This window comes from Sphingomonas sp. 37zxx (assembly GCF_000786205.1).
Classification (GTDB): Bacteria; Pseudomonadota; Alphaproteobacteria; order Sphingomonadales; family Sphingomonadaceae; genus Sphingomonas.
Genome location: NZ_JROH01000043.1, coordinates 1 through 24,896, shown reverse-complemented (window position 1 = coordinate 24,896; position 24,896 = coordinate 1). Strand labels below are relative to the sequence as shown.

Below are 24,896 nucleotides of genomic sequence, written 5' to 3'. Positions count from 1 at the left end.
AACCGTGGGATTTTTCAGCAGCCTGTTAATGCTGAGTGAGTCAGAGCGGGTGAAAGCGCTGATGAACAGAGGGGCGACGCCTGTCCAATGGGCCGACATCGGCTTCATGGTGACAGGCGACGGCACGGTGACCGATGTGCAGGTCCTGCGCGGTAACCGGGCGCTTGGCTGGACAAAGCCGATCGTCGAAATTGTCGAATCACGGCGATACGTGCCTATAGCATTGCCTGCCGGCCAGCCCGGTCTTTATCGGGTCGAGCGGTTTACCATGCGCGCTCAACGGATAACGGCCACAGGCTCGCTGATCAAAACGCCCTCCGGCCCCATCACGCTCGAGAAATTGGACATGACCGAGGCATTGAATACCGCGCCGCCTGCAACTTGAAATCCAGGCCGTCGCGCGGCTAGTTCACCCGACCAAGCCCCGCGATCGTGCGGTCGACCAGCGCGCGGTCGGCAGCGGCACCGTGTTTGTCGGTGATGATCGCCGCCGCAGCCTTGGCCGCAGCATCGGCCGCACGGATGCGGACATCGGCGATCGCCTGCCGCTCGGCAGCGGCGATCTTGTCCTCGGCCATGCGGGTGCGGCGAGCGACCAGCGTGGCGGCGTCGGCCTCGGCCTTGACCATCATCGCGCTCGCCTCTTCATCGGCGTGCGCGATCATCGCTGCGGCATCCACTTCGACGCTCGCCAGCTTGCGGGCATATTCGGCGCGCAGTGCTTCGGCTTCGCCGCGCAACTGCTTCGCTTCGTCCAGCCGCGACCGGATCTCGGCGATCTGCTTGTCGAGCATCGCGCCGATCAGGCGCGGCACGCCCTTGACCAGCAGGATGATCAGGAACACCGCCATCGCCGCCGATACCCAGCCGGTGGGGTCGAGGAAGAACAGCGTCGGATCGGCATGCGGAGCCTCGGCACCGACGCTTTCGACCGCCACCGCGCCGGTTTCGGGCATGCCCTCTGCCGACAGGCTGGCGTTCGACACCTCGGGCTGGGCTACGGGATTAGCCATGGATCACCGCCTTCACTGCGCCGCGCGCTTCGTCTTCGCTGACCGGTGCGCCCGAAATGCGCGCAACGATGTCGCGTGCCAGATCGGCGGCGATGCCTTCGATCTCACCCGCCGCAGCCTGTGAGGCGGCGGCGATCTGCGCTTCGGCTTGGCCGACACGCGCCTGATGCTCGGCATCCGATGCCGCCAGCGTTGCTTCGGTGCGGGCGGTTGCCTGCGCCTTTGCCGCCGCCAGCTTTTGCCGAGCCGCCTCGCGCGCCGCATTTTCCTGCGAACGCCAATTGTCTTCATCGGCATTGGCAGCGACCCGCGCCGCTTCTGCCGCCTTCAAATCGCCGGCGACCTGATGGTCGCGATCGTCCATCGTCGCCTGCACCTTGGGCACCATGCCCCGGCCGATGATCAGATAGGCGAGCCCGAACGTCAGCACGACCCAGAAGAGCTGGGACGCGAAGGTTGCGGCGACTTGTTCGATTTGCGGCATTCGAAAAATGTCCTTGAGGGCAGCGCCGGGCTAGCCGGCACCGCCCGCGAAATCAGGCGACGAAAATCAGCAGCACGGCAACGACGAACGCCAGCAGGCCCAGAAGCTCTGCAGCGGCGAAGCCGATGAACATGTTGCCCTGCTGGCTGGCAGCGGCACCAGGATTGCGCAGCGCGCCCTGAAGATATGCCGAGAAGACGTTGCCCACGCCGAGTGCGGCAAGGCCTGCGCCGATTGCTGCAAGACCGGCACCGAGCAGCTTGATCGAGTCTGCGTCCATGAAATTCACTCCTTGAGAAAAACTGCGGTTAGAAAACGAAAGCAATCAATGATGGTCGTGCAGATGCTCGGCATCGTTGATGTACAGCGAGGTCAACAGCGCGAAGACATAGGCCTGCACGCCGGCAACCAGAATCTCCAGCGCCGAAACACCGACCATCAGCGCGAAGCTGGGGATGCCGACGAGCAAGCCGGTCCCTGCCGACACCGCCGAGGAATTGATGACGAAATACGCCAGCACCTTCAGCAGGATGTGCCCCGCCGTCATCGCCACGAACAGCCGCAGCGCCAGGCTGAACGGGCGCACCATGAACGAGACGAACTCGATCGGCGCGACCAGCAGCAGCACAGGAATCGGCGTGCCCTTGGGCGCGAACAGGCTGAAGAAGCGAAGGCCATGCTTGGCGAAGCCGACGATCAGCACGATCGAAAAGCTCATGATCGCCAGCACGCCGGTAACGGTGAAGTGGCTGGTGAAGGTGAACGGGTGCAACCCGGCCAGCCCCAGCGGCAACAGCCCCAGCAAATTGGCGAACAGAATGAACATGAACAGCGTGAAGACATAGGGCACATATTTGCGCCCCGCCTTGCCGATATTGGCATCGAGCAGCTTGTCGATGAAACCGACAAAACCTTCGACCATCATCTGGCCGCGCCCCGGCACCAGCTGGCGCTTCATACCGACCAGCATGAACGCCCACAGCGCGATCAGCGCCGCGACCATGTAAAGCGCACTGTTGGTGAAGGCGATCGTCTGGCCGCCTACCGTAAACATATCCGCGATCGACTGCACCTCGAACTGGTGCATCGGGTCGATCTTGCCTGCCTCAGCCGCCACTGCCGTTTCCAATTTGCCAAAGCGCCCGAAGCATTACTTCGAGCGCCGGTTCGAAATCCTGATGATATTCCTGAACGCGCTGACGATGCCAAAGGCAAGCAGCACGAGCAGGAGCCAGGGAGAGGTGCCAAGGAAATGATCGAGCGTCCACCCGATCAACGCACCACCCACCATTCCCCCGATCAATTCGGCAAGTACGCGATTGCCCAAACGATAGCCTTCGCCATCCTGCGCCCGCGTCTCGCCCAATCGGATCGTTTCCTGCGCTTTGGCGCGCGCCAGCCGCTCGTCGAGCGAATCAAGGCGTGCATCCTCGGGCAGGGGGTCCGGTCCGGGCTCGTTCTCTGCCATGTTGCTCCTCCCAGGCCCTGTACGGGCCGGGCAAGCGCGATGTGCCGAGGGCCAAGCCCGCCAAGGCAGGGGCCGATTAGGATGAGGGGCGGCTCAAGTCAACCGTCCGGGGGGATGAGGGTGCGGCGGAGGTCGGCCTGGCAGATAGTCTCCGAACGATTGAACCCCGACTGCTGGCACAGCCGGGGTTCGAGATATGATCGCAACGATCAAAAGATATTGCTGGCTAATGCAAACACAGCAACGGCCAGAAAACCAAGCGCGCGCCTTCGTCACACACAGCGCGGATCGCGCTCGGGCGGGCCTGCGCCGCGCTGTTTCCAGGCACCGCCGGGCGTCTGATACATTTCGCCCGGCTCGGTGCGCGCGATCAGGTTGCAGCCCGAAACGAACGCGAATTGCTCGATCGTCGATCCGCCGCTCGCGCTTTGCGTATAAACCGATTTGCGCTTGATGTTGATATCGCGAACCATCGCGCGGACATTGTCGGGCGCGTTGCCGACCACGCCGAGATAGCCGTCGGTCTGCTCGCCGATCTGCCCGGCGGCGCGCGCCCTGGCATATTCGGGATCACGCTGCGCCTGTGCTGCACCGGCGACACTAGCCGTCAGCGCCAGGCCGATCATCCATTTCGCGATACGCATGGTCAAAAAATCCCCGGGTTCTGCTGGATCAGCGATTTGGCTTCGCCATCCAGTCGATACACCACCTCCTGGGTGATGCTGATATTCAGATTGATCACGATCGGCTTGTCGGGCGCGCTGACATTCACGCATCCGCCCACCAACGCCGCCGCGCCAATCGCCAAACCGATCGCCACATTATGTCCCATGCGGGCCAAGGTCGTGCTTTTCATGCGCTTCATCAATCCTGTTTCGCTCATGGCACATTCTCTATTGCAGGGGGCTGAACGGCTGGTGCCGGACGTTTGCGCTGTTCGTCGATCAGCGCGGGCAGATTGCGTTCGATCAGCAAAGTAGGATCATAATAGCTTTGCACCGAATCGAGCAATTGGCGGAATGGGGCGCGAATGGTGATGTTGAACACCAATGGCAGCTTCGCCAGTCGATTGATGATGAAATTGGATTTGGTGCCCTTGCCCTGGCTGATGCCGGCAAAGCCGATCTCGGTCACCATCTCGCCCGCCAGCGGCCCGTTCAGCACCAGGTTCAGCCGTTTATAATCGATCGCCTTGAGTGCCTGAAACGCGACATTGCCCCAGGTGCCCAGATCCTCCTGCGTCAGCTCACCGATATAGGCGATCGTCCCGCCACCTTCGCGCACCGTCAGTCGACCATTTTCGATCCGGCCGCCGCGCTCGTCAAAGATCATCGGCAGCACCCCGTCGAACGTGCCGGTGGCGTTGAGATTTTCGAAATCAAAGGTCTGGAGGAATTCCGCCGCATCGACGCCGCGCACGCGGAACACCACCCGCCGCTCGACCGTCTGGCCGAAATCGAGCACCGCCGGCTCCAGTACAAGCTCGCCCCCGCCAAACGGCCAGCGCCCACCCTCGACCGCCACTTTCTGGTCGCCGATCAACTGATAGCGCAACTGCCCGTTCTCGACCGGAATCCCCGGATTGGCGACCGCGATCGTGGCAAGCTGCGCCGGAGCGGTTTGCAATCCCAACAGGTCGGTAAAGCGGATCTCGCCCGAAACACCCTGCACCGGGCCAAAGGCGGCGGCCAGATCGGTGCCGGCGGTGCGGAACACGCCGTCGCTGGTAACCGCCTCGGGGCTCCAGCGTATCTGCCCGGTGCCGGAAACCGTGCCGGCAACGTCGGCGATCACGCCGAAGGTCAGGCGAGTCAGCACCTCGGGCTGAAACGCATCGGTGAAGGTGATTCCCGGCACCGCCAGATCGGCGCGCCCCACCCCTGCCCCCAGATCATGGACGATCACCACATCGGTGACCTTCACCCCCTCCTTGGGCGTGGTGAGGGTGCCGCGCGCATCGACCCGATTCCCGGCGAAGCTGAGCACGAAATCATTCGCGGCCAGCGGATTATAGCGCGGCTCTGCGGCGGCATCGGCGACGCGGAGCGATTCGCCGTTCAGCATCAGCTTGCCATCGGCGAATCGCCACGCCCCCGCGCCGCCCGACAATGCCAGCGGCACATTGCCGATCGCGCCCGTTGCCCCGTCGAACCGCCCGGCCGCCCCGCCACCCCGAACCCGGCCAGCCAGCGCCGCGATGTCGAGCGTCGAAATCCGATCCCCCGCCCCCAGCCGCAGCGCGAGATCGCCGACCTCGAACCGCAGGCTATCGAGCGCGAAGGCGGCGCTGGCGGCGTCGAACTTCAGCGGCGTGCCGCCGACGGTGCCGCGCAGGCTAGGCCGGGCAACCCTGACGCCACCGCGCAGCCCGTCAGCCCCGATCGCGACTGCCGCCGCCCCGATCGGGCACAGTGCGAACCGCGCCGGGGCCAGCAACAGCGCCGACAGCCGCAGCCGCTCGAACCCGGCGCTCACACAGCCCGAATTCACCGCGATCCGTCCGCCGCCATCCCAGCGGGCCTCGATCGGCAGCGTCAGCCCATCGACTCGCCCGCCCGGAAATGCCCCGCTGAAGCCCAACCGCGTGGTGATCGCTGTGGCCCCGCCCGGTGCGCGCCGGAAGCGTATCGGGGCAAGCGCCAGTATTTCGCCGCCAGTGGCATAGGGGGCAAAGCGCGCATCACCGCTCACCGCCTCGCCGGGCCTTCCCTGCGCGATCCGCACCTCGCCCTGCGGCAAGCCACCGCCGCCCAGCGACAGGCTGCCATCGATGCCGAACGCGCCGCCGGGCCAGCCGAGCCGCACCCCCTGCCCGCCGCTCAGCGCGATCCGCGCGCCGCTTGCCGCCGCCACCGCCGCCTCGCGCACCACCAGCGCACCGCGATTGCCGCGCTGTTGCACCGCGAACCGGATGTCGACGGCGCTGCGCTCGCCTGCTCGCATCACGGCATCACCAAGCTTTGCCGCCAACGCAGCCACCGGCGTCCCCGCCGCGCGCCGGGTTACGACTACCACCTGTGCCAGCCTTTGCCGTGACAGCGCGATCTGGTCGCCGCGCGCGCGCCCGGCAAAGCGGATCGCCGGCCCCTCGATCCGATAGCGGCCCTCCACCGACAGGCTCGCCGCGCGCGCATCGACGCTGGCGACATCGCCCGATGCCAGCGCAACCGCCCCTTCGGTACGCGCGGCGCTGCCGTCGAAATCAACCTTCCCGATCAGGCGCGCCAAGCTGCCAAAGGATGCAGCGACGCCGCCAGCCGCCAGATCGGCACGCCCCCGCCAGCGATCCAGCGGCGCGGTCAGCCCCAGCTTCAAGCCAAGCGCCACCGCGCTCGCGCGTCCATTGGCTCCGCAATCAATCGTCGCCGCGCGGATCGGGCCGTTCAGCGACGGCGCACCGTCGTCGATCGCCACCACCATCGCCGCGCTCACCCCGCCGCCGGTGCAGCCGCTCAGCGCCAGCCGATCGGATACCGCCGCTACTTGCCCGCGAAATCCGTCGTTAAGCTGTCCACGCCCGCTCATCCGCAGGCCCAGCAGCCCATAGGGCGTTTCCAGCCGCATCCGCGCATCAGCAACGTCGACGAACAGGACTGGCAAGGCGAACGGCTCGCCCGAAGGTGCGGGCAACAACCGATCGAGCGCCCCCAGCGACAGCCGCCCATCGACCAGCCGACCGCGCAGCCGCACCTGCCCCGCCTCGATCCCGGTCACCCTGGCCCCAGCCAGCCCCACCTGCGTCCGCACGATCACGCTATCGGCGACCAGATCGGGATCGGCCGGATCGCCGATCACCAGATCGGTCAGCCGCTGGCTCGACAGGCCAATATCGGCGATCCGATAGCTGGCCGCGATGCCGCGCCGCGCCAGTTCGTCATTGATGAAATTCTCGGCGATCGGTCGGCGCTGGCTCCATAGCGCGACCAGCGCCGCCAGCAGCATGATCGCCAGCGCGAGCGGCACCCGCCCACGCCGCGGCACGCCCAGCAGCCGCCACCACCGCCGCGCCGACTGGGCACCCGGCTCCTGCTCGGCCTGCGCCGTCACCCTGAAGCTGTCGCCATCACCCACCGACCGTTGCGGGGCCGGGCGATGTTGGTCAAGCACTTACCGGCGAAGGCTGCGACAGCATTTGCACCAGGCCTGTGCTTTGCTACCCCTGTCACCGATGGCCGATCCTCCGCCCGACACCGCCGGTCACCGCGCGCGCTTGCGCCAGCGATTGCTGGGGCATGGCGGCGAAGCGCTGCTCGATCACGAGCTGATCGAATATCTGCTCGCGCTGGCGATCCCGCGCCGCGACACCAAACCGCTGGCAAAGGCGCTGTTGCGCGAATTCGGCGGCATCGGCGGGCTGCTCACCGCCGATCCGGCGGCGCTGGCGCGGGTTGCGGGGATGGGCGACACCTCGGCGGCGGCGATCAAGATCGCGCATGCCGCCGCGATCCGGCTGGTGCAGGCGCAAGTGGCCGACCGCCCGCTGCTGAACAACTGGCAGGCGCTGCTCGACTATCTGCGCGCCGACATGGCGCATCATTCGATCGAGCGGGTCCGGGTGCTGCACCTGAACACCCGCAACATGCTGATCCGCGACGAATTGATGAGCGAAGGGTCGATCGACGAAGCGGCGGTGTATGTCCGCGAAGTGATCCGGCGCGCGATCGACCTCGGCTCGGCGGCGCTCATCCTGGTTCACAATCACCCCTCAGGCGACCCCACCCCCAGCCGTGCCGACATCGAATTGACCCGGACGATCGCCGATGCGGGCAAAAGGCTGAACATCGCGGTGCATGACCACATCATCATCGGCACCAACGGCCATGCCAGCCTGCGTTCGCTGGGCCTGATCTAGAAGCCCTCGGGCAGTTCGATCGGCCCAACCACCTCGCGATAGCGCGCGATCGCATAGCGATCGGTCATGCCCGCGATGAAATCGGCGATGTGGCGGCTGCGCGCTGGCTCTTCGGCGGGCAGCAATTCGCGCCATTCCTCGGGCAGGCGGCGCGGATCGTCGGCATAAGCGGCGAACAGCCCCGCCACCACGGCACGCGCCATCTCCGCCGCCGCCAACTGGCGCGGATGGTGATAGAGTTCGGCATACATGAAGCGCTTGAGCGCGCGCTCCTCGTCGCGCATCGCGTCCGAAAAGCCGACCAGGCAACGCCCCGCCGCACGCACGTCATCGGCGTTTTCGATCCCCGCATCGGCAATGCGGCCTAAAGTCGTCGCGATCAAATCATTGACCATCAGCCCGATCTGCGATCGGATCAGTTCGCCGGTCAGCCGATGATCGGGCACATCGGGCAGCCGCGCCTTCACCGCATCCCATCCGCGCGCGATCATCGGCACCGCCATGATCTGGTCGCGCGACAACAGCCCCGCGCGCAGGCCGTCGTCGATGTCGTGATTGTCATAGGCGATATCGTCGGCGAGCGCGGCCACCTGCGCCTCGAGCGAGGGCCAGCGCGTCAGGTCGAGCGGAAAGGTCGAATCGGCCTGCGCCAGCGCCCAGCCGGGGTTCGTGATCGGCCCGTTATGCTTGGCCAGCCCTTCCAGCGTTTCCCATCCCAGGTTCAGCCCCGGCCAGCGCGGATAGGGGCTTTCGAGCAGCATCAGCGCGCGCAGCGTATGGCCGTTGTGATCGAACCCGCCCTTGCCCGCCAGCGCCGCCCCCAGCGCATCCTCGCCGGCATGGCCGAAGGGCGGATGGCCGATATCGTGCGCCAGGCACAAAGCTTCGGTCAGATCCTCGTTCAGCCCCAGGGTGCGCGCGATCACCCGGCCGATCTGCGCCACTTCCAGGCTGTGCGTCAGCCGGACGCGGAAATGATCGCCATCAGGGGCCATGAACACCTGCGTCTTGTGGCGCAGCCGGCGAAAGCTGATCGAATGGACGATCCGGTCGCGGTCGCGCTGGAATGCGTCGCGCGGCCCGCGTTCGCTCTGGCTCGCCTCGCGGTGCAATCTGCCGCGCGAGGCGGCGGGATCGGAGGCCCAGGGTGCCGGACTCATTTGGCGGGAAGCTTGGCGACCTTCTGCCCCGCCTCGCTGGTCCAGGCAAAGCCGCTCAGCCCCGCCTTGGTCAGCGTGTTCACGAACGCCTGCGCCTCGGCGTCGGTCTTGAACGGGCCGGTCAGCAGACGGTTGGTGAATCGTAAGGGGGTTGTCCATGCGCTGCGTCCCTTCATCGCCGCCGGTGCCTTGTCGACCAGTTTTTTCCAGGCCTTGGGCAGATCGGCGACATTCGCACCGCCGGCAACCTGCACCCAATGGCGCGCGGGTTCGGCGGGCGGCTTGGGCGCGGGCGCGGGTTTCTTGGCGGCTTTGGGCGCTGGCTTCGGCGTTTCGGCCTTCGCCGGGGCGGGTTTGGGTGCAGCAGCCTTGGGCGCGGGTGGTTTTGCCACCGGCACGGCGACGGGCTCGACCGGTGCGGATGTGGGCGCAGGCGGCGGTGCTTCGCTCTGCAAGGGTGCCACCCCGAGTTCGGACGCCGGGATGACGATGCCGCGAACGATGGCGGCAATCACGTCGTCCTCCGCGCCGATCGTCCTCGCCGCCGGGGGCGATGCCTTGGGTATGGCGGGCGCGACCGCTGCCAGCCGCGCCTCGCCCCTGTTCGGCACTGCTGCCGCAAGGACGCCATTTGCCCGGTCAGGCGGCACGATAGAGGTGACGATTGGATTGACCGTTGCCTCCGGCTGCGACGGTGCCGGCTCGGGCAATGCCGACGCCATCGCCAGCTGCGCCCCGGTGGTGGGCGCGCTGAAACCCGGCTGCGGTGCAGCAGCCGGCGGGGCAACCTTCGGCGAAATCATCGGGGCAGCCGTCACCTTGATCTCGAAAGGCCTGACGCCGGCGACGCTCGGTGGCGGGGCAGAAACCGCTGGGGTTGACGCCGACGCGACCGGGACAGGCTGCGCGACTTCGGGGGCTTTGACCGGCGCAATCTCGGGCGCGCGGGTGACGGTGCTGGCAAGCCGCTCCCCGCTCGTGCGGCTGGGCGGCGTTGCCCGTGCGGCAAGGCGGGCGGCTCGTGCATCCGCGCGCCGGGCGGACGCGCTCAAGGGGCTGGCGGTGCCGGTCGCGGTCGCGGCAGCCACGGCTACCGGTGCCTCGCGTTCCGCCCCCGAAAGCGGCGGCAGTGCCGGGGCCATCGTCGCATCGGCAAGGCGCGCGGGCGTGCGCGAAAATTCGCCCAGATGCGCGGCGAACGCACGATCGGCGGGATCGCGTATTTCGCCCAGCCGGCGGAACAACGGGATATAGGCGGTGCCGAAGCCCGGCATCATCTGCACCGCGACCCGCTCGGCTTCGGGCACATTGCCGCCGATCGCCAATACCAGCGCGCGCGTGCGCCACGCCGCGCGATCCTGCGCGCGCAATTGCGGATCGAGCATCGCATCCGCCGCCGCCTTGTCCCCCGAAATCGCCAGCGACAGGGCGTAGCGGCGGCGCAGTTCGGCATCCTCGCCCGCCGCCAGCGCGCGGGCATATTCGGCCTGGGCATGGCGCTGCTGACCGATCAGGTCATAGGCAAGCCCGCGATCGGCAGCGAAACCGATCGTCGGCATCCGTGCTGCCTCTGCCTCGGCAAAGCGCTGCAACGCCTCGCCCGGGCGACCGAGCCGCACCAATGCCCGCCCCCTGCCCGCCGCGATCCGGGGATCGCGCGGCGCGACCTTTTCGGCGCGCGCGAAAAATTGCAGCGCGGCTGCGGTATCGTCGAGCTGTGCGCTCAGGTCACCCGCCGCGATCAGGGCATCGGCATCGGTGGGATTGGCCGCGAGCGTGCGCATCTGCACCGCCAGCCGATCGGCGATCGGCGTCGGCTGTGGCAAGAACCCCGCCTGCCCCGTCACGCCCTGGCTGGCCTTGGCCAACCCCATGGCAGGCATGGCGATCGCGATCGCGACCAGCGCGACCGACGGGCGCAAGATACGGAAATGCTTCATGAATGCACGGCGCTATAGCAGGTCGAGGGGCAACCGCGACCATCGCACGGGCGATTGGCGACCGGCGGTGCCCGCCCGGCGACGAGCCGGACGGGCAACAGCGATCACTGGTTGTTCTGCCGATGCAGGAAGCGCGGAATGTCCAGCGGCTCCTTGTCGTCGCTGGTGCCGCGGCTGAGGCCGCGACCGGCATTCGACATACGTTCGAACAGCGTCCCACCCGCCTTGGTTGCCGGTTCGGCGACGGGGACCGGGTCTTCGGCGTCGCCGGTCAACCAGCGGCGCTTGGGTGCCTCATCGAGCGCGGGCGCAACCGGATCAACCGGCGGCAGCGTCGATTCGGCGCCCAGCACCAATTCGTCGCCATCGTCCTGCGTCGGCATCGGCTCGGCCACCGGGGCGGGTGCAGGCGCGGGCTCGAACGCGACGGGCGCTGCCGGGGCAGCATCAGGCTTGCGCGGGGCCGAGAAGCTGAAGCTGCGGGTGGTTTCTGCCGGGGTGCTGACATGCGGCGGCATTGCTTCGCCATCGGCCTCGATCCCGGTGGCGACCACCGACACGCGAATACGGCCTTCGAGTTCGGGGTTGAACGCCGAACCCCAGATGATGTTGGCGTCGGGATCGACCAGTTCACGAATATGGTTCGCGGCCTCGTCGACTTCGAGCAGCCGCATATCCTCACCGCCGGTGATCGACACGATCACGCCCTTGGCACCACGCATCGACACGCCGTCGAGCAGCGGGTTGGCGATCGCCTTTTGCGCGGCTTCGATCGCGCGGCTGTCGCCCTCGGCCTCGCCGGTGCCCATCATCGCCTTGCCCATTTCCTGCATCACGCTGCGGACGTCGGCAAAGTCGAGGTTGATCAGGCCCGGCATCACCATCAAGTCGGTGATGCCGCGAACGCCCTGTTGCAGCACTTCGTCGGCCATTTCGAACGCCTGCTTGAACGTCGTGTTGGCGTTGGCGATCAGGAACAGATTCTGGTTCGGAATGACGATCAGCGTATCGACATATTTCTGCAGTTCTTCGATGCCGGCTTCTGCCGCCGCCGCACGGCGCTTGCCTTCGAACGAGAAGGGCTTGGTCACCACACCGACGGTGAGGATGCCCATATCGCGCGCCGCCTTGGCGATGACCGGGGCCGCACCGGTACCGGTGCCACCGCCCATGCCGGCCGCCAGGAAGCACATATGCGCGCCCTCCAGCGCCTTTTGCACCTGTTCGATCGTTTCCTCGGCGGCGGCGCGACCGATTTCGGGCCGGCTGCCGGCACCCAGGCCTTGGGTGATCTTGGCACCAAGCTGGATCCGCTGCGGCGCGGTCGACTGCTTCAGCGCCTGTGCATCGGTATTGGCGACAAGGAACTCGACACCCTGGACATCGGCGCGGATCATGTTCGCAATGGCGTTGCCGCCCGCGCCGCCGACACCGATGACGGTGATACGCGGCGTCAATTCATCGACGTCTGGCGGCAGAAAATCGATACCCATGTTGGTCTCCCCAGTGCCTCCGAAAACCGGGAGGCACGCAAAATCATCAGCGGTTGTGCATGAATAATTAACGCGACTCTAGCGGCAAAAGCCAAAGCGTGGTGCAATTTCTCAATAATTCGACCGGAACGCCGCCAGCAGCCGCTTGATCACCGCGCCGGTGGACGGCCGGACGACCAATTGGTGCGACGGTTCGAACGCGCGCAGATCGACTGGATCGGCCGCCGCGAACATCGCCAGCCCCGCCAGCGTGGCAAAGGCCGGCCCCGAATGCGCCTCGGGCAGCGCAGTCAGCCCGCGCGGACGCCCCAGCCGCACCGTCCGCCCCAGCGCCTGCTGCGCGTAATCGGCGATCCCCTTCAGCTCGGCACCGCCGCCGGTCAGCACGATTTGCCGCCCCACCGGATCGGCGAAGTTGAGCTTGGTCAACTCGCGCTGCACCTCCTGCATCAGCCGGTCGAGCCGCAGCCGGATCACCGCGATCAACTGCGCCTTGGTGATCCGCGTCCCCTCGGCATCCTCGTCGTTCGACATCGGCGCGACGTCGATCATATCGTGATTGTCGCGCGGGCTCATGTTCGCCGAACCGTGGAAGCATTTCATCCGCTCGGCCTGCGCGCGGCGGGTGCCAAAGGCGCTGGCGATGTCGTCGGTCACATCGGCGGCCCCCATCGCGATCGAGGCAAGCCCGGTCAGCACGCCGTTCTGATACACCGATACGTTGGTGACCCCCGCGCCGATCTCGACCAGCGCGACGCCAAGCTCGCGCTCCTCCTCGCTCAGCACCGCAAGCCCGGTGGCGACGGGCGCGGCGACGATCGACTTCACGTCGAGATGCGCCGAACGGACGCACAGATCGAGATTGCGCACCGGCGACCCTTCGGTCGCGACGACATGGATTTCGACGCCCAGCCGATCGGCATGCAGCCCCAGGGGCTTACGCACCCCGGTCAACCCATCGAGCGTGTAGCGCGTCGGCTGTGCGTGCAGCACCATCCGCCCGGCCGGATCGAGCGCGTTGCGCGCGGCCTTGAGCAGATCGTCGATATCGCCCTGCTCGACCCGGTGGCCGCCCAGATCGACCTCAAGCTTGACGATGTCGCTGACCAGCCCGCCGGCCGAAAACGCTACCCACACATCCTCGATCGCGACCCCGGCGATTCGCTCGGCCTGCTCCACCGCCTCGCGCACCGCGACTTCGGTCGCCGCCATGTCGGCGATATAGCCGCGCTTGACGCCCTTGCTCTCGCGCTGGCCGGTGCCCAGCACCACCAATTCGCCGCCATCGCCCTTTTGCGCGATCACCGCCGACACTTTCGACGATCCGATGTCGAGCGCGGTGATCAGGCCTTCCGGTACCGTTTTCGCCATGTTCCTGCCCTCAAGTTACGCCAATTCAATTCAAACCGGGTGAATCTTCGCCCACTACCGGCGCAACCTTCTCCACCCCGCTCTTGCGCCGCATCACCAGCTTGGTCGGATCGCGCAGGTCGAAGCGGGTATAATGCCCACCCAGCAACCGATCGCGCCCGTCGAGCTCGGCGAACTTCACCAGCGCCTTGGCGGCGGGTTCCTCACCGGCGGGCAGCAACAGCACCTCGCCCGAGACGAACTGCAAATCCCAGCGGCGATCGCCGACCCAGGTCGCCGCACGCACCATCGGGCGAAGCGCGGGCGCCGCCGCCATCAACCGCTGATAGGCCGGCTCCTGCGCATTGGCGCCATCGCCCACCACCAACGGCAGATTGGGCATCGCATCGGCGCGTACCGGCTCGAGCAAGGTGCCCGCTTCGTCGATCAGCATCAACTGGCCGTTATTCTGCCAGATCGCCGCCGGGGTGCGCTCGACAATGTCGATCACCAGCGTATCGGGCAGCCGCCGCGACACCCGCGCATCGGCGATCCAGCCATAGCGCAACAGCCGCTCGCGCACTTCGTTCAGATCGACCAGCGGCATCGCGCGCGATTGTTGTTCAAGCGCGACGGCATAGACCGACATCCGCTCCATCCGCTCCAGCCCGCTCACCTCGACCTGGTCGACGCGAAGCCCCGCCCGCCCCATTCCCTCGGCCACCGCGACGCCGATCGCGCCGGGAACGCCGAAGAAGCTGGCGATGCCGATAGCCCCCGCTCCTGCGGCAATCGCAAAGGTCCAGGCGGCGGCGCGGCGCAGCGCCAGTTCGCTGACCGGCAGCGCCGCGATCGTCCGATCGAGGATCGAGGGCTTGCGCACCCGTTTCGCCGGCTGCTTGCGTTTGGCGGGCGCGCCTCGCTTCTGTGCCGATCGACGCTGAGTCATGCTGCTCACGCGGTCCCCCCATCGTGCATCGCTTCATCGACGATCCGCTGCACCAGTTGCGGGTAGGAAATGCCGCAATGCCGCGCCTGTTCGGGCACCAGGCTTAGCGGGGTCATCCCCGGCTGGGTGTTGACCTCGAGCAGGAACAGCCCTTCGGCCCCCTGGCTGTCGTCCCAGCGAAAATCGGCGCGCGAGGCTCCCTTGCAGCCGAGCAACCGATGCGCCTCGAGCGCGATCCCTTCGCACGCCTGCGCGATGGCGTCGGGAATGTCGGCGGGATAGACATGCTCGGTCAGCCCATCGGTATATTTGGCGGCATAGTCGTAAAAGCCGCCGGTCGGCTTTAGTTCGGTAACACCCAGCGCCTGATCGCCCAGCACCGCCGTCGTCAGCTCGCGGCCACGGATAAAGGGTTCGGCGAGCAATTCGTCGAATTCGTTCCACGGCCCCACGCTGTCGCGCGCGATCGGGTTGCCGTGATTGCCCTCGTCGGTGACGATCGCGACGCCCACCGACGATCCTTCGTTGACCGGCTTGAGCACATAAGGGCGCGGCAGCGGGTCGCGCGCGTACAGTTCCTCGGTCGGCACGATCCGCCCGCCGGGCATCGGGATGCCATGCGGCACCAACGCCTGCTTGGTCAGCACCTTGTCGATCGCGATCACCGACGCGGCAAGGCCCGAATGGGTGTAGCGCAGCCCCATCAGGTCGAGCATCCCCTGCACGCTGCCATCTTCGCCGGGGCTGCCGTGGAGCGCGTTGAACACCAGATCAGGCGCGGCTTCGGCCAGCCGCGCGGCGACATCGCGCCCCATGTCGATCCGCGTCACCCGGTGGCCAAGCGATTCGAGCGCATCGGCGACGCCGGCACCCGACATCAGCGACACCTCGCGCTCGGCCGACCAGCCGCCCATCAGCACCGCGATGTGGAGGGGTATGCTCATGAGTTCAGCTTTCGATCGTACAATGCAGGTTGGCTATTACAGACAATTTCCGAGCTGCCGCTTTCCCAAGGAAAAAGACCGTCAACCGCGCCCGGCCAAACCAGCTGCACGGCGGACGCAAGGTCCGATCCGGTGGTGTAGCGGTGGAACCATAGAGCCGAATTAAAATATTCTGGAGCTAGGTTTTGCGGCGAAATTTCCCGCACGATACACTCAAAGCCCTCCAGCAAGCCGCCTATTACTACCCAGTCTTTGAGAATTAACCCGTCTCGGCACTGCCGAAGCGTCTCATTTACCATCCAATGCATCATTTTTTGGGAAAGGCCGAAGACGATCACCTCCGACTGGTTGACTGTTTCAGGAAAGCCAACCGAGTAGCAAAATGCTGGCTCGTTTTCGTCCGGATCGAACACGAAATTGACATGACAACCATGTCGTTCGACGTTCTCAACGATGCGCTTCTCGTGCGCGCTAAGGTCGGTGCCACTCACGCGCCTACCCCCACCCGCTGTATTTCCCATTCGAGGTCGATCCCCGACGCCGCCTTCACCCGCGCGCGGACGTCGTCGCCCAGCGCCTCGATATCGGCGCTGGTCGCGTCGCCGGTATTGATGAGGAAGTTGGTATGTTTCTCGCTCACCTGCGCGCCACCGCGCATCAGCCCGCGACAGCCCGCCGCATCGACCAATGCCCAGGCCTTCTCGCCCGGCGGGTTCTTGAAGGTCGAACCGCCGGTCTTGCTGCGCAGCGGCTGCGATGCTTCGCGCGCGGCGGCGATCCGGTCCATTTCGGCCTGGATCGTGGCAGGTTCGGCGGGGTGGCCGCGGAAAGTCGCCGACACCACTACCGCGCCTTCGGGCAATTCGCTGTGGCGATAGGTGTAGCGAAGGTCACCGATACTCAGCGTCCGCCGCTCGCCCGATCGCAGCACGATGTCGCACGCGACCAGCACGTCCTTCACCTCGCGGCCATAGGCGCCGCCGTTCATCCGCACGAAGCCGCCGACGGTGCCGGGAATCGACCGCAGAAACTCGGTGCCGCCAATCCCCGCATCGCGCGCGGTCGACGACACCAAAATGCCGGACGCGCCACCGCCGCAACGAAGCGTGACCGCGTCGATCGCCTCGACCTTGGCGAATGGCTTGCCCAGCCGAACGACGACACCAGGCACCCCGCCATCGCGCACGATCAGGTTCGATCCCAGGCCCAGCGCCATGACCGGCACCGCGGGGTCGAGATCGGCGAGGAAGGCCGCAAGGTCGTCGGTGTCGGCGGGTTCGAACAGCCATTCGGCGGCACCGCCGGTCTTGAACCACACGAGCGGCGCAAGCGGCGCGGCGGGCGTGAGGCGACCGCGTACAGTCCCCCTCCCGCTTGCGGGAGGGGTTAGGGGTGGGACTTTCTGCTTACCGAAGTCAGCGTCCGCAGGCCCACCCCCGACCCCTCCCGCAAGCGGGAGGGGGGAAGAAGTAGCGCCGGTCACTGCTCCACCGCCCGGCCCTTAGGCGAGACCTGCGAGGCCACCCCATGCAAGGATACCCGCACCCTCACGCCCGCGCCGCCTCAATCGCCTGCGCCAGCCCCGCAGCCCATTTCGTAATATCCCCCGCCCCCAGGCAGATCACCTGATCGCCCGGCTGCACCACCGCCGCCATCGCCATCGCCAGCGCCTCCGGTCCGTCCACCGTCTGCGCCGAGCGATGCCCGCGCCGACGGATATTCTCGACCAGCGCGTCGGCATCTACGCCTTCGACCGGGGCTTCGCCTGCGGCATAAACCGGCGTCACATAGACCATGTCGGCGTCGTTGAACGCCTGCGCGAACTCGTCCATCAGCCCGCCGAGCCGCGAATAGCGGTGCGGTTGCACCACCGCGATCACCCGCCCCTGCGCGCTCTCACGCGCCGCCGACAGCACCGCGCGGATTTCGACCGGGTGGTGGCCGTAATCGTCGACGATCGCCGCACCCCCTCCGCCTGCAAAGGCTACCGAGCCGACTTGGGTAAAGCGCCGCTTCACGCCGGTGAACGCGGCGAAACCCTTGGCGATCGTCGAATCGTCGATGCCAAGCTCAAGCGCGACCGCGATCGACGCCAGCGCATTCTGGACATTGTGGCGGCCGGGCATCGGCAGCTCGATATTTTCAATTGATCGCGTGGTGCCGTCGCGGTGGCGGACGATCACTTCAAAGCGGTTGCCGCCGACATGCGGCGTCACATTGACCCCGCGCACATCGGCCTGTGCGGCAAAGCCATAGGTTACGATCCGGCGATCGCGCACGCGCGGGATGATCGCCTGCACCTCGGGATGGTCGAGGCACAGGATCGCCGCGCCATAGAACGGCACATTCTCGACGAACTCGACAAAGGCGTCCTTCACCCGATCGAACGAGCCATAATGGTCGAGATGTTCAGGGTCGATGTTGGTCACCACCGCCAGTGTGCCGTCGAGCCGCAGGAAGCTGCCGTCGCTCTCATCGGCTTCGACCACCATCCAGTCGCTCGCGCCCAGCCGCGCGTTCGATCCATAGCTGTTGATGATGCCGCCGTTGATGACCGTCGGGTCGACCCCGCCGGCATCGAGGATCGCGGCGATCATGCTGGTCGTCGTCGTCTTGCCGTGCGTCCCCGCCACCGCGACGGTCGATTTCAGCCGCATCAATTCGGCCAGCATCTCGGCGCGGCGCACCAGCGGGATTCGGTTGGCCAGCGCATAATCACGCTCGGGATTGCCCGGCTTGATCGCAGTCGAGGTGACGACCACCGCGACGCCTTCGACATTCTCGGCCTTGTGGCCGATATGCACCGGGATGCCCCGCGCGCGCAGGCCTTCGATCACATAGCTTTCGGCGACGTCCGATCCTTGGACGCTATAGCCCAGATTATGCATCACCTCGGCGATGCCCGACATGCCGATTCCGCCGATGCCGACGAAATGGATCGTGCCGATGTCGGTGCCGACGCCCTTCATGCGATCACCTGCAGCCGCGCGGGGGCATCGGAGTTGAACAGCGACGGCTGGTCGATTCGCTCGACCAGATCGGCCAGGTCGCGCCCGGCATCGGGCCGCCCGACACTGCGCGCACAGCGTGCGGCATTGGCGAGCGCCAACGTGTCGAGGCCCAGCTTCTGCATCTGCTTGGCAAGTTCGGTCGCGGTGAACTGATGCTGCGGGATCGTCCGTGCGCCACCGGCTTGCGTGATCTCGCGCGCATTGGCGGTCTGGTGATCGTCGGTGGCACCTGGCAGCGGCACCAGGATCGCGGGGCGACCGGCGGCGGTAAGCTCCGAAATCGTCGAGGCACCCGCGCGCGCGATCATGACATGCGCCCAGGCCAGCCGCTCGGGCAGGTCGGGCAGATAGGTCGCGATCTCGGCGGGGATTTGGTGCGCGGCATATTTGGCGCGGACCTCGTCGATGTCCTCGATCCGCGCCTGGTGCGTCACCTGCAAGCGGCGGCGGAAATGAACGGGCAGCAGCGCCAGGCCGTCGGGGACGACTTCGCTCAGGATCGACGCGCCCTGGCTGCCGCCGGTGACGAGCACGCGGAAGATGCCGTCCTCGTCGAGTTCGGGATAGGGCCGCTCGCGCAGGTCTAGCACCGACTGGCGCACCGGATTGCCGATCAGCCGCACCTTTGCGACATGATCGGGCTTGAGCCGTTCGACATTGGCATAGCTGGTCGCGATCGCGCTGACCTTGCCCGCCACCAGCCGGTTGACCCGGCCCAGCACCGCATTTTGTTCATGGATGATCGTCGGCAGCTTGGCATGAAACGCCGCCGCCAGCGCGGGAAATGCGGGATAGCCGCCAAAGCCGATGACGGCGGCGGGCTTGAACCCGCGATACAGTTCGATCGCCATCGAACGCCCCGCGATCATCTTGCGCGCTGCCCTGGCCCAGCCGATCGGCCCGCCGGTAAAGCGCCCAGCGGGCAGGACATGCGTCTGCACATCGTCGAAGAGACCGGGGAAGCGCACCCCGCGCTCGTCGCTCACCAGCGCGACATGATGCCCGCGCGCGGTAAGTTCAGCGGCAAGTGCGGCGGCGGGGACCATATGCCCGCCGGTGCCACCGGCGGCGAGGACGTAATGACGAGGATTCACTGTTTGCTCCGTGCGACGCTGTACGGCGATCGCTTCAAATACGGGTTTCGCCGCGTGAAGGCGAGCAATAGGCCGAAACCGATCGACAAGGCGATCATCGACGACCCGCCATAGCTGATGAACGGCAGCGTCATGCCCTTCGACGGCGCGATCCCGGTGTTGACTGCCATGTTGATCATCGCCTGAATCCCAAGCTGCACCGCCAAACCCGATGCGGCGAGCAGGCGGAACGCATCCTCTTCGTCGAGCAGCTTGACGAACACGCGGACGACGATTGCCAGATATACCAGGGCGATGGCGGCGCAGGCCATCAGCCCGAATTCCTCGCCGACCACCGAAAAAATGTAATCGGTATGCGCCTCGGGCAGCTTGAACTTGACGATGCCGCCGCCGGGGCCAGTACCAGTGATGCCGCCGCCGGTGATCGTCGCATGCGCCATATCGGTTTGATAATGGTCGGTCATCGCCTTGTCGGGATCGGGAAACAGGAAGGCGTCGATCCGAACACGCGCGGTGCCATAAAAGAAATAGGCGGTGACGACGCCCGCGGCTGCACTGCCGATCAGCGCGCCGATCGCTTTGGGGCTGGTGCCAGCGATCATCAGCATCACCATCCACACCGCACCGAACACCACCGTCTGCCCGAAATCGGGCTGGAGCATCAGCAGCCCGCCGACCAGCGCGGTCAGCCCGCCGGTGATGATTACCAGCGGCAGTTCGGGATCCTTGGCACGCAGCGACAGCAGCCACGCGGTGGTGACGATGAACAGCGGTTTCAGAAATTCCGAAGGCTGGAATTGGGTGAAGCCCAGCCCGATCCAGCGCCGCGCGCCGTTCACTTCGGCACCGATGAACGGCAAGGTCATCAGCGACAGGATCAGGACCAACGTCCCCGCCATCGCGATCCGCCGGGCCGCCGTTGTCGGCAGCATCGAAGTTGCGATCATGAACGGGATCGACACCGTCACCCACATGATCTGCCGCCAGAAATAATACATGGCGGGAAGCGTCTTTTCGGCGTCCGAATAGCGCACCGCCGACGCCGGCGATGCCGCCGCAACCGCGACCAGCCCGATCGCGATCAGCAGGAATACGAGCAGCAGCAAAACCCGGTCGATTTCCCAGAACCACAGCCCCAATGGCGTCCGGTTGCCGCGGCCCAACCGCTCTTCAACCCGCCCGCGAAACCCTCGCGAAGCATTTTCGCGCAGCATATCGGTCATGCCAGCGCCTCCACCAGGGCGACAAAGGCATCGCCGCGCGCGGTGAAATCGCGATACTGGTCGAACGACGCGCAGGCGGGCGATAGCAGGATCGTGTCGCCCGGCGCGGCATTGGCCCATGCCGCCGCGACCGCTGCATCGAGCGTGCCCGATTGCTCGACCGGCATGTCGGGCGTGAGCAAGCGTTCGAACAATACCGCTGCGTCGCCGATAGTGTAGGCGCGCTTCACATTGGCAAAGCCCGGACGGCAGGCGTCGAGGTCGTCGGTCTTTGCCTGACCGCCGCAGATCCAGTGGATTCGGTCGAACGCCTGCAATGCGGGCGCGGTCGAGGTGGGGTTGGTCGCCTTGGAATCATTGACGAAGCGAACGCCGCCGCGCTCGCCCACGATCTGCATCCGGTGCGGCAGGCCGCCGAAGCTGGCGAGACCCGCGTCGATCGCGGCCTGCGACACCCCCAGCGCCTCGCAAGCGGCAATCGCCGCCAGCGCGTTCTGCGCGTTGTGCGGGCCTTGCAGCGCGGGCCAGCGCGACTGGTCCATGCAGACCCCCGGTGCGATCCTGGTCACCGCCTCGGCCCGCCCGCCACGCGCGATCTGCCGCGCGATGGCAGACGATGCCTCATCAGCGATGCCGATGATCGCGGCATGGCCCAGTGCCTGCATCGCGAACAACCGCGCTTTCGATGCGGCATAGCCCGCGAACCCGTCATAGCGATCGAGATGATCGGGGGTGATGTTGAGCAGCACCGCGACGTCACAATCGAGGGTCTGGGTCAGGTCGATCTGATAGCTCGACAGCTCGAGCACATAGACCCCGCCATGCGGCAGCGCGTCCTGCGCCAGGATCGGCAGGCCAATATTGCCGCCCATCAGGGTAGGCACGCCGGCGGTGGCGAGGATGTGGTGGATCAGCGCGGTGGTGGTCGATTTACCGTTGGTGCCGGTGATGCCGACGACGCGGGTCGCGGGCAGCTCGGCGCGTGCCTGCGCGAACAATTCGATGTCGCCGATGACGGGCACGCGCGCGGCGGCGGCGTGCGCGGTGATGGGGTGCCGGTTGAGCGGCACGCCGGGGGAGGCAACGACGGCATCGAAGCCGGTAAGGTCGAGGGTCAGAGGGTCGGCCAGCGCCAACTCCTCCCCGGCACGTGGAGGGGGACCAGCCGCAGGCTGGTGGAGGGGGCTGTCCGCAAGCGACGCCGCCTGTGGAAGCCCCCCTCCACCGGCTGCGCCGGTCCCCCTCCCCGTACCGGGGAGGAACTGGCTGCGCACCCCCGCATCCGAATCCCAAGCTACGACGTTGGCACCGCCCGCCAGCAACGCCGCCACCGTCGCCGCGCCCGAACGCGCAAGGCCGAGCACCGCGAAGCGCTTGCCTGCCCAGGCGCGGGCGGTGATCACCGGATCTTCAACGTCGAAAGGCCTGCCAGCGCCAGCACCAGCGAGATGATCCAGAAGCGGATCACCACCGTCGGCTCGCTCCAGCCGAGCTGTTCGAAATGATGGTGGATCGGCGCCATCTTGAACACGCGGCGGCCGGTGCGCTTGTAGAAGAACACCTGGATGATGACGCTCATCGCCTCCATCACAAACAGCCCGCCGATGATCCCCAGCACGATTTCGTGATGCGCGGTCACCGCGATCGCACCGAGCGCCCCGCCCAGCGCCAGGCTGCCGGTGTCGCCCATGAAGACCGCGGCAGGCGGCGCGTTGAACCACAGGAACGCCAGCCCCGCCCCGGCAATCGCGCCGCAGAAGATCGCCAGATCGCCCGCGCGCGGGACATGCGGGATACCCAGATACGCCGAATAGATCGCGTTGCCCGCCAGATAGACGATCACCATGAACGCGACGCTGGCGATGATGACCGGCATCGTCGCCAGCCCGTCGAGCCCGTCCGTCAGGTTCACCGCATTGCCGAACGCGACGATGGTGAAGGCGGCGAAGGGGACGTAAAACCAGCCAAGGTCGATCGCGACGTTCGACAGGAACGGCAGGTAGAGCATCGTGCCGTTCTGCTGAATGATGATCCAACTGGCGATACCCGCGACCAGGAACTCAAGCGCCAGCCGGGTGCGGCCCGAGACACCGGCGGTGCTTGCCTTTCGCACCTTGTCGTAATCGTCGAGGAAGCCGATGCAGCCAAAGCCCAAGGTGACGAACAGACAGGCCCAGACAAAGGGATTGGACAAGTCCATCCAGATCAACACGCTGATCGTCAGCGCTGTTAGGATCATCAGCCCGCCCATCGTCGGGGTGCCGCGCTTGGCGAGGTGAGTTTGCGGTCCGTCGGCGCGGATCGGCTGGCCCTTGCCCTGGCGCAGCCGAAGCCAGCCGATGAACTTCGGCCCGATCAACAGGCCGATGAACAGCGCCGTCGCCACCGCGCCGCCGGTGCGAAACGACAGATAGCGGACCAGGTTGAGGCCGCCGGGAAAGTCGAGATACTGGGCGAGCAGATAGAGCATTAGCGGACAGCTTCCTGGATGCAGCGTTCGTTCAGCGCGCGGACGATCGCCGCCAACCCCAGCGCGTTCGACCCTTTGACAAGGACCGCATCGCCGGGGGCCAGCACTGCTTCCAGCGCGGCGCGGGCGGCGGCAGCGTCGGCGACATGGACGAAGTGGACACGTCCGGCAAGCGATAGCGCCTGTGCCAAAGGCCGCATCTGTTCGCCCACCAGAATCGCATGTGCAACCTCCGCCGCCTCGATCGGACCGGCTAGGTCGCTGTGATAGCTGGACGAATCATCGCCAAGCTCGCGCATTTCGCCCAGCACCGCGATCCGCCGTCCGGGCGCTGCGGCCAGCACCGCGAGCGTCGCGCGCATCGAGGCAGGGTTGGCGTTGTAACTTTCGTCGAACAAGGTCGCAGTGCCGCCGCCGGGCAACGCGATTTCGCTGCGCGCACCGCGCCCGGGCAGCCCTGCAAGGTCGCCAAGCGCCAAGCCCGCAAGCCCAAAATCCCCCCCCGCCGCATCGACTGCCGCGATGATCGCCAGGGCGTTGGATACCCAGTGTTCGCCCGGTTGTCCGATCGTGAAGCTAAGTTCGCGAGCCCCAAGCTTTGCCAGGACGAACGTTCCGGCCGGCCGCACCAGCGTTTCCGTCGCGCGGACATCGGCACCCTCCCCGGTGCCGAAGGTGACGATCCGGGCGTCTTGCATCCGTGCGGCGGCGATCAGCCGGTCGCGATACGGGCTGTCGAAGGGGATGATCGCGGTGCCGCCGGGCTGAAGGCCCGAGAATATTTCAGCCTTGGCATCGGCAATCGCCTTGACCCCGCTGAAGAACGCGGTGTGCGCGGGCGCGATGGCGGTGACGATCGCGATGTGCGGACGGAGCAGCCCGGTCAGCGCGGTGAGTTCACCGGCATGGTTCATGCCCATTTCGAGCACCGCGAAACGGCTGGCGGCAGGCATCCGCGCCAGGCTGAGCGGGACGCCGGTATGGTTGTTGTAGCTCTTGACCGATTTGTGTGTGGCACCGGGATCGCTGCGGTCTAGCGCCGCTGCCAACGCTTCCTTGGTCCCGGTCTTGCCCACCGATCCGGTGACGCCGATGACCACCGCCGAGGTGCGCGCGCGGGCGGCGCGGGCAAGCGATTCGAGCGCGGCCATCGTGTCGGCCACCAGCACATGCGGGTAGTCGCAGGGCTGCGAGACGATCGCGCCGGCTGCGCCCTGCGCGAAGGCCTGGGCAAGGAAGCGATGGCCGTCGGTCAATTCGCCGGTGAGCGCGATGAACAAGTCGCCGGGGCCGACTTCGCGCGAATCGAAGGTTACGCCGGTGACGGTGAAATCAGCCGAGGCGGTGCCGCCGGTGGCGGCGGCGATTTCGGCGGCGGTGTAGAGGGATGTCAAATCCCCCTCCCGCTTGCGGGAGGGGTCAGGGGTGGGGCTATCCGCACGCAC

The 24,896-nt window shown here is 66.5% G+C and carries 22 protein-coding genes and 2 pseudogenes; 2 read left to right on the top strand and 22 right to left on the bottom strand.

The window, feature by feature from the left end:
• Nucleotides 1–385, top strand: a pseudogene (locus tag QU44_RS18520) (hypothetical protein); the annotation flags it as partial.
• A gap of 19 nt (nucleotides 386–404) precedes the next feature.
• Here QU44_RS18520 and QU44_RS13725 read toward each other — a convergent pair.
• From QU44_RS13725 to QU44_RS13690, 8 genes are all read right to left on the bottom strand, one after another.
• Complete coding sequence (locus tag QU44_RS13725) at nucleotides 405–1,013, bottom strand: F0F1 ATP synthase subunit B family protein (protein ID WP_033922922.1); 609 nt, start codon at nucleotides 1,011–1,013, stop codon at nucleotides 405–407.
• A complete protein-coding gene (locus QU44_RS13720) occupies nucleotides 1,006–1,497 on the bottom strand; it encodes a F0F1 ATP synthase subunit B family protein (RefSeq protein WP_033922921.1) in 492 nt (163 codons plus the stop codon). The genes QU44_RS13725 and QU44_RS13720 overlap by 8 nt, the downstream gene beginning before the upstream one ends.
• Before the next feature lie 52 nt (nucleotides 1,498–1,549).
• A complete protein-coding gene (locus tag QU44_RS13715; protein ID WP_033922931.1) occupies nucleotides 1,550–1,777 on the bottom strand; it encodes a F0F1 ATP synthase subunit C in 228 nt (75 codons plus the stop codon).
• Between the two features lie 45 nt (nucleotides 1,778–1,822).
• Entirely contained in the window at nucleotides 1,823–2,584 is a 762-nt protein-coding gene (locus tag QU44_RS13710) for a F0F1 ATP synthase subunit A (protein WP_033922929.1), read from the bottom strand.
• A 63-nt stretch (nucleotides 2,585–2,647) separates the two neighbouring features.
• A complete protein-coding gene (locus tag QU44_RS13705) occupies nucleotides 2,648–2,965 on the bottom strand; it encodes an AtpZ/AtpI family protein (protein WP_033922920.1) in 318 nt (105 codons plus the stop codon).
• Between the two features lie 272 nt (nucleotides 2,966–3,237).
• Complete coding sequence (locus tag QU44_RS13700) at nucleotides 3,238–3,609, bottom strand: YdbL family protein (protein WP_033922919.1); 372 nt, start codon at nucleotides 3,607–3,609, stop codon at nucleotides 3,238–3,240.
• A 2-nt stretch (nucleotides 3,610–3,611) separates the two neighbouring features.
• Entirely contained in the window at nucleotides 3,612–3,848 is a 237-nt protein-coding gene (locus QU44_RS13695) for a YnbE family lipoprotein (protein WP_231621747.1), read from the bottom strand.
• Nucleotides 3,845–7,072 carry an intermembrane phospholipid transport protein YdbH family protein gene (locus QU44_RS13690; protein WP_231621746.1) on the bottom strand — a complete coding sequence of 1,076 codons (3,228 nt, stop codon included), beginning with the start codon at nucleotides 7,070–7,072 and terminating at the stop codon, nucleotides 3,845–3,847. Before QU44_RS13690 ends, QU44_RS13695 begins: the two co-directional genes overlap by 4 nt.
• 61 nt (nucleotides 7,073–7,133) lie before the next feature.
• Here QU44_RS13690 and radC point away from each other — a divergent pair, with 61 nt between their 5' ends.
• Nucleotides 7,134–7,817 carry a RadC family protein gene (radC, locus tag QU44_RS13685; RefSeq protein ID WP_033922918.1) on the top strand — a complete coding sequence of 228 codons (684 nt, stop codon included), beginning with the start codon at nucleotides 7,134–7,136 and terminating at the stop codon, nucleotides 7,815–7,817.
• Here radC and QU44_RS13680 read toward each other — a convergent pair.
• The 14 genes and pseudogenes from QU44_RS13680 to QU44_RS13615 form a co-directional block, all read right to left on the bottom strand.
• Entirely contained in the window at nucleotides 7,814–8,977 is a 1,164-nt protein-coding gene (locus QU44_RS13680) for a deoxyguanosinetriphosphate triphosphohydrolase (protein ID WP_033922917.1), read from the bottom strand. The two genes, radC and QU44_RS13680, sit on opposite strands and share 4 nt — an antisense overlap.
• Nucleotides 8,974–10,917: an SPOR domain-containing protein gene (locus QU44_RS13675; RefSeq protein ID WP_052134860.1), complete on the bottom strand. Its 1,944-nt coding sequence runs from the start codon at nucleotides 10,915–10,917 to the stop codon at nucleotides 8,974–8,976. The genes QU44_RS13680 and QU44_RS13675 overlap by 4 nt, the downstream gene beginning before the upstream one ends.
• Nucleotides 10,918–11,021: 104 nt before the next feature.
• Nucleotides 11,022–12,410 carry a cell division protein FtsZ gene (gene ftsZ / locus QU44_RS13670; protein WP_033922915.1) on the bottom strand — a complete coding sequence of 463 codons (1,389 nt, stop codon included), beginning with the start codon at nucleotides 12,408–12,410 and terminating at the stop codon, nucleotides 11,022–11,024.
• 111 nt (nucleotides 12,411–12,521) lie between these two features.
• Entirely contained in the window at nucleotides 12,522–13,781 is a 1,260-nt protein-coding gene (gene ftsA, locus QU44_RS13665; RefSeq protein WP_033922913.1) for a cell division protein FtsA, read from the bottom strand.
• 25 nt (nucleotides 13,782–13,806) lie between these two features.
• Nucleotides 13,807–14,709: a cell division protein FtsQ/DivIB gene (locus tag QU44_RS13660; protein WP_081988051.1), complete on the bottom strand. Its 903-nt coding sequence runs from the start codon at nucleotides 14,707–14,709 to the stop codon at nucleotides 13,807–13,809.
• Nucleotides 14,710–14,714: 5 nt separating this feature from the next.
• Nucleotides 14,715–15,653 carry a D-alanine--D-alanine ligase gene (locus tag QU44_RS13655; protein WP_033922911.1) on the bottom strand — a complete coding sequence of 313 codons (939 nt, stop codon included), beginning with the start codon at nucleotides 15,651–15,653 and terminating at the stop codon, nucleotides 14,715–14,717.
• The gene (locus QU44_RS13650) at nucleotides 15,650–16,144 is read right to left on the bottom strand and encodes a DUF4262 domain-containing protein (protein ID WP_033922909.1); all 495 of its coding nucleotides are present in this window, start codon (nucleotides 16,142–16,144) and stop codon (nucleotides 15,650–15,652) included. Before QU44_RS13650 ends, QU44_RS13655 begins: the two co-directional genes overlap by 4 nt.
• Nucleotides 16,141–17,013: pseudogene (murB, locus tag QU44_RS13645) on the bottom strand (UDP-N-acetylmuramate dehydrogenase); the annotation flags it as partial. The pseudogene murB and the gene QU44_RS13650, both read right to left, overlap by 4 nt.
• 187 nt (nucleotides 17,014–17,200) lie before the next feature.
• Nucleotides 17,201–18,622, bottom strand: a complete 1,422-nt coding sequence (murC, locus tag QU44_RS13640) for a UDP-N-acetylmuramate--L-alanine ligase (protein WP_033922906.1) — start codon at nucleotides 18,620–18,622, stop codon at nucleotides 17,201–17,203.
• Complete coding sequence (gene murG, locus QU44_RS13635; protein ID WP_033922904.1) at nucleotides 18,619–19,758, bottom strand: undecaprenyldiphospho-muramoylpentapeptide beta-N-acetylglucosaminyltransferase; 1,140 nt, start codon at nucleotides 19,756–19,758, stop codon at nucleotides 18,619–18,621. Before murG ends, murC begins: the two co-directional genes overlap by 4 nt.
• Nucleotides 19,755–20,981, bottom strand: a complete 1,227-nt coding sequence (locus QU44_RS13630; RefSeq protein ID WP_033922903.1) for a peptidoglycan glycosyltransferase FtsW — start codon at nucleotides 20,979–20,981, stop codon at nucleotides 19,755–19,757. The genes murG and QU44_RS13630 overlap by 4 nt, the downstream gene beginning before the upstream one ends.
• Nucleotides 20,978–22,384 (bottom strand): UDP-N-acetylmuramoyl-L-alanine--D-glutamate ligase, encoded by a 1,407-nt coding sequence (murD, locus tag QU44_RS13625; RefSeq protein WP_033922902.1) that lies wholly within the window; start codon nucleotides 22,382–22,384, stop codon nucleotides 20,978–20,980. The genes QU44_RS13630 and murD overlap by 4 nt, the downstream gene beginning before the upstream one ends.
• Nucleotides 22,381–23,451, bottom strand: coding sequence for a phospho-N-acetylmuramoyl-pentapeptide-transferase (gene mraY / locus QU44_RS13620; protein ID WP_033922899.1), 1,071 nt, complete (start codon nucleotides 23,449–23,451; stop codon nucleotides 22,381–22,383). Before mraY ends, murD begins: the two co-directional genes overlap by 4 nt.
• The gene (locus QU44_RS13615) at nucleotides 23,451–24,896 is read right to left on the bottom strand and encodes a UDP-N-acetylmuramoyl-tripeptide--D-alanyl-D-alanine ligase (protein ID WP_443018091.1); all 1,446 of its coding nucleotides are present in this window, start codon (nucleotides 24,894–24,896) and stop codon (nucleotides 23,451–23,453) included. The genes mraY and QU44_RS13615 overlap by 1 nt, the downstream gene beginning before the upstream one ends.

What these genes read in the sequence shown, in the direction of transcription:
- murC (WP_033922906.1), bottom strand. Translation starts at nt 18,622, where the DNA reads ATGAAGGGCGTCGGCACCGACATCGGCACGATCCATTTCGTCGGCATC.
- radC (WP_033922918.1), top strand. Translation starts at nt 7,134, where the DNA reads ATGGCCGATCCTCCGCCCGACACCGCCGGTCACCGCGCGCGCTTGCGC.
- QU44_RS13700 (WP_033922919.1), bottom strand. Translation starts at nt 3,609, where the DNA reads ATGCGTATCGCGAAATGGATGATCGGCCTGGCGCTGACGGCTAGTGTC.
- QU44_RS13705 (WP_033922920.1), bottom strand. Translation starts at nt 2,965, where the DNA reads ATGGCAGAGAACGAGCCCGGACCGGACCCCCTGCCCGAGGATGCACGC.
- QU44_RS13655 (WP_033922911.1), bottom strand. Translation starts at nt 15,653, where the DNA reads ATGAGCATACCCCTCCACATCGCGGTGCTGATGGGCGGCTGGTCGGCC.
- QU44_RS13695 (WP_231621747.1), bottom strand. Translation starts at nt 3,848, where the DNA reads ATGAGCGAAACAGGATTGATGAAGCGCATGAAAAGCACGACCTTGGCC.
- QU44_RS13710 (WP_033922929.1), bottom strand. Translation starts at nt 2,584, where the DNA reads ATGCACCAGTTCGAGGTGCAGTCGATCGCGGATATGTTTACGGTAGGC.
- ftsZ (WP_033922915.1), bottom strand. Translation starts at nt 12,410, where the DNA reads ATGGGTATCGATTTTCTGCCGCCAGACGTCGATGAATTGACGCCGCGT.
- QU44_RS13720 (WP_033922921.1), bottom strand. Translation starts at nt 1,497, where the DNA reads ATGCCGCAAATCGAACAAGTCGCCGCAACCTTCGCGTCCCAGCTCTTC.
- QU44_RS13715 (WP_033922931.1), bottom strand. Translation starts at nt 1,777, where the DNA reads ATGGACGCAGACTCGATCAAGCTGCTCGGTGCCGGTCTTGCAGCAATC.
- QU44_RS13675 (WP_052134860.1), bottom strand. Translation starts at nt 10,917, where the DNA reads ATGAAGCATTTCCGTATCTTGCGCCCGTCGGTCGCGCTGGTCGCGATC.
- ftsA (WP_033922913.1), bottom strand. Translation starts at nt 13,781, where the DNA reads ATGGCGAAAACGGTACCGGAAGGCCTGATCACCGCGCTCGACATCGGA.
- QU44_RS13660 (WP_081988051.1), bottom strand. Translation starts at nt 14,709, where the DNA reads ATGACTCAGCGTCGATCGGCACAGAAGCGAGGCGCGCCCGCCAAACGC.
- QU44_RS13725 (WP_033922922.1), bottom strand. Translation starts at nt 1,013, where the DNA reads ATGGCTAATCCCGTAGCCCAGCCCGAGGTGTCGAACGCCAGCCTGTCG.
- QU44_RS13630 (WP_033922903.1), bottom strand. Translation starts at nt 20,981, where the DNA reads ATGACCGATATGCTGCGCGAAAATGCTTCGCGAGGGTTTCGCGGGCGG.
- mraY (WP_033922899.1), bottom strand. Translation starts at nt 23,451, where the DNA reads ATGCTCTATCTGCTCGCCCAGTATCTCGACTTTCCCGGCGGCCTCAAC.
- QU44_RS13680 (WP_033922917.1), bottom strand. Translation starts at nt 8,977, where the DNA reads ATGAGTCCGGCACCCTGGGCCTCCGATCCCGCCGCCTCGCGCGGCAGA.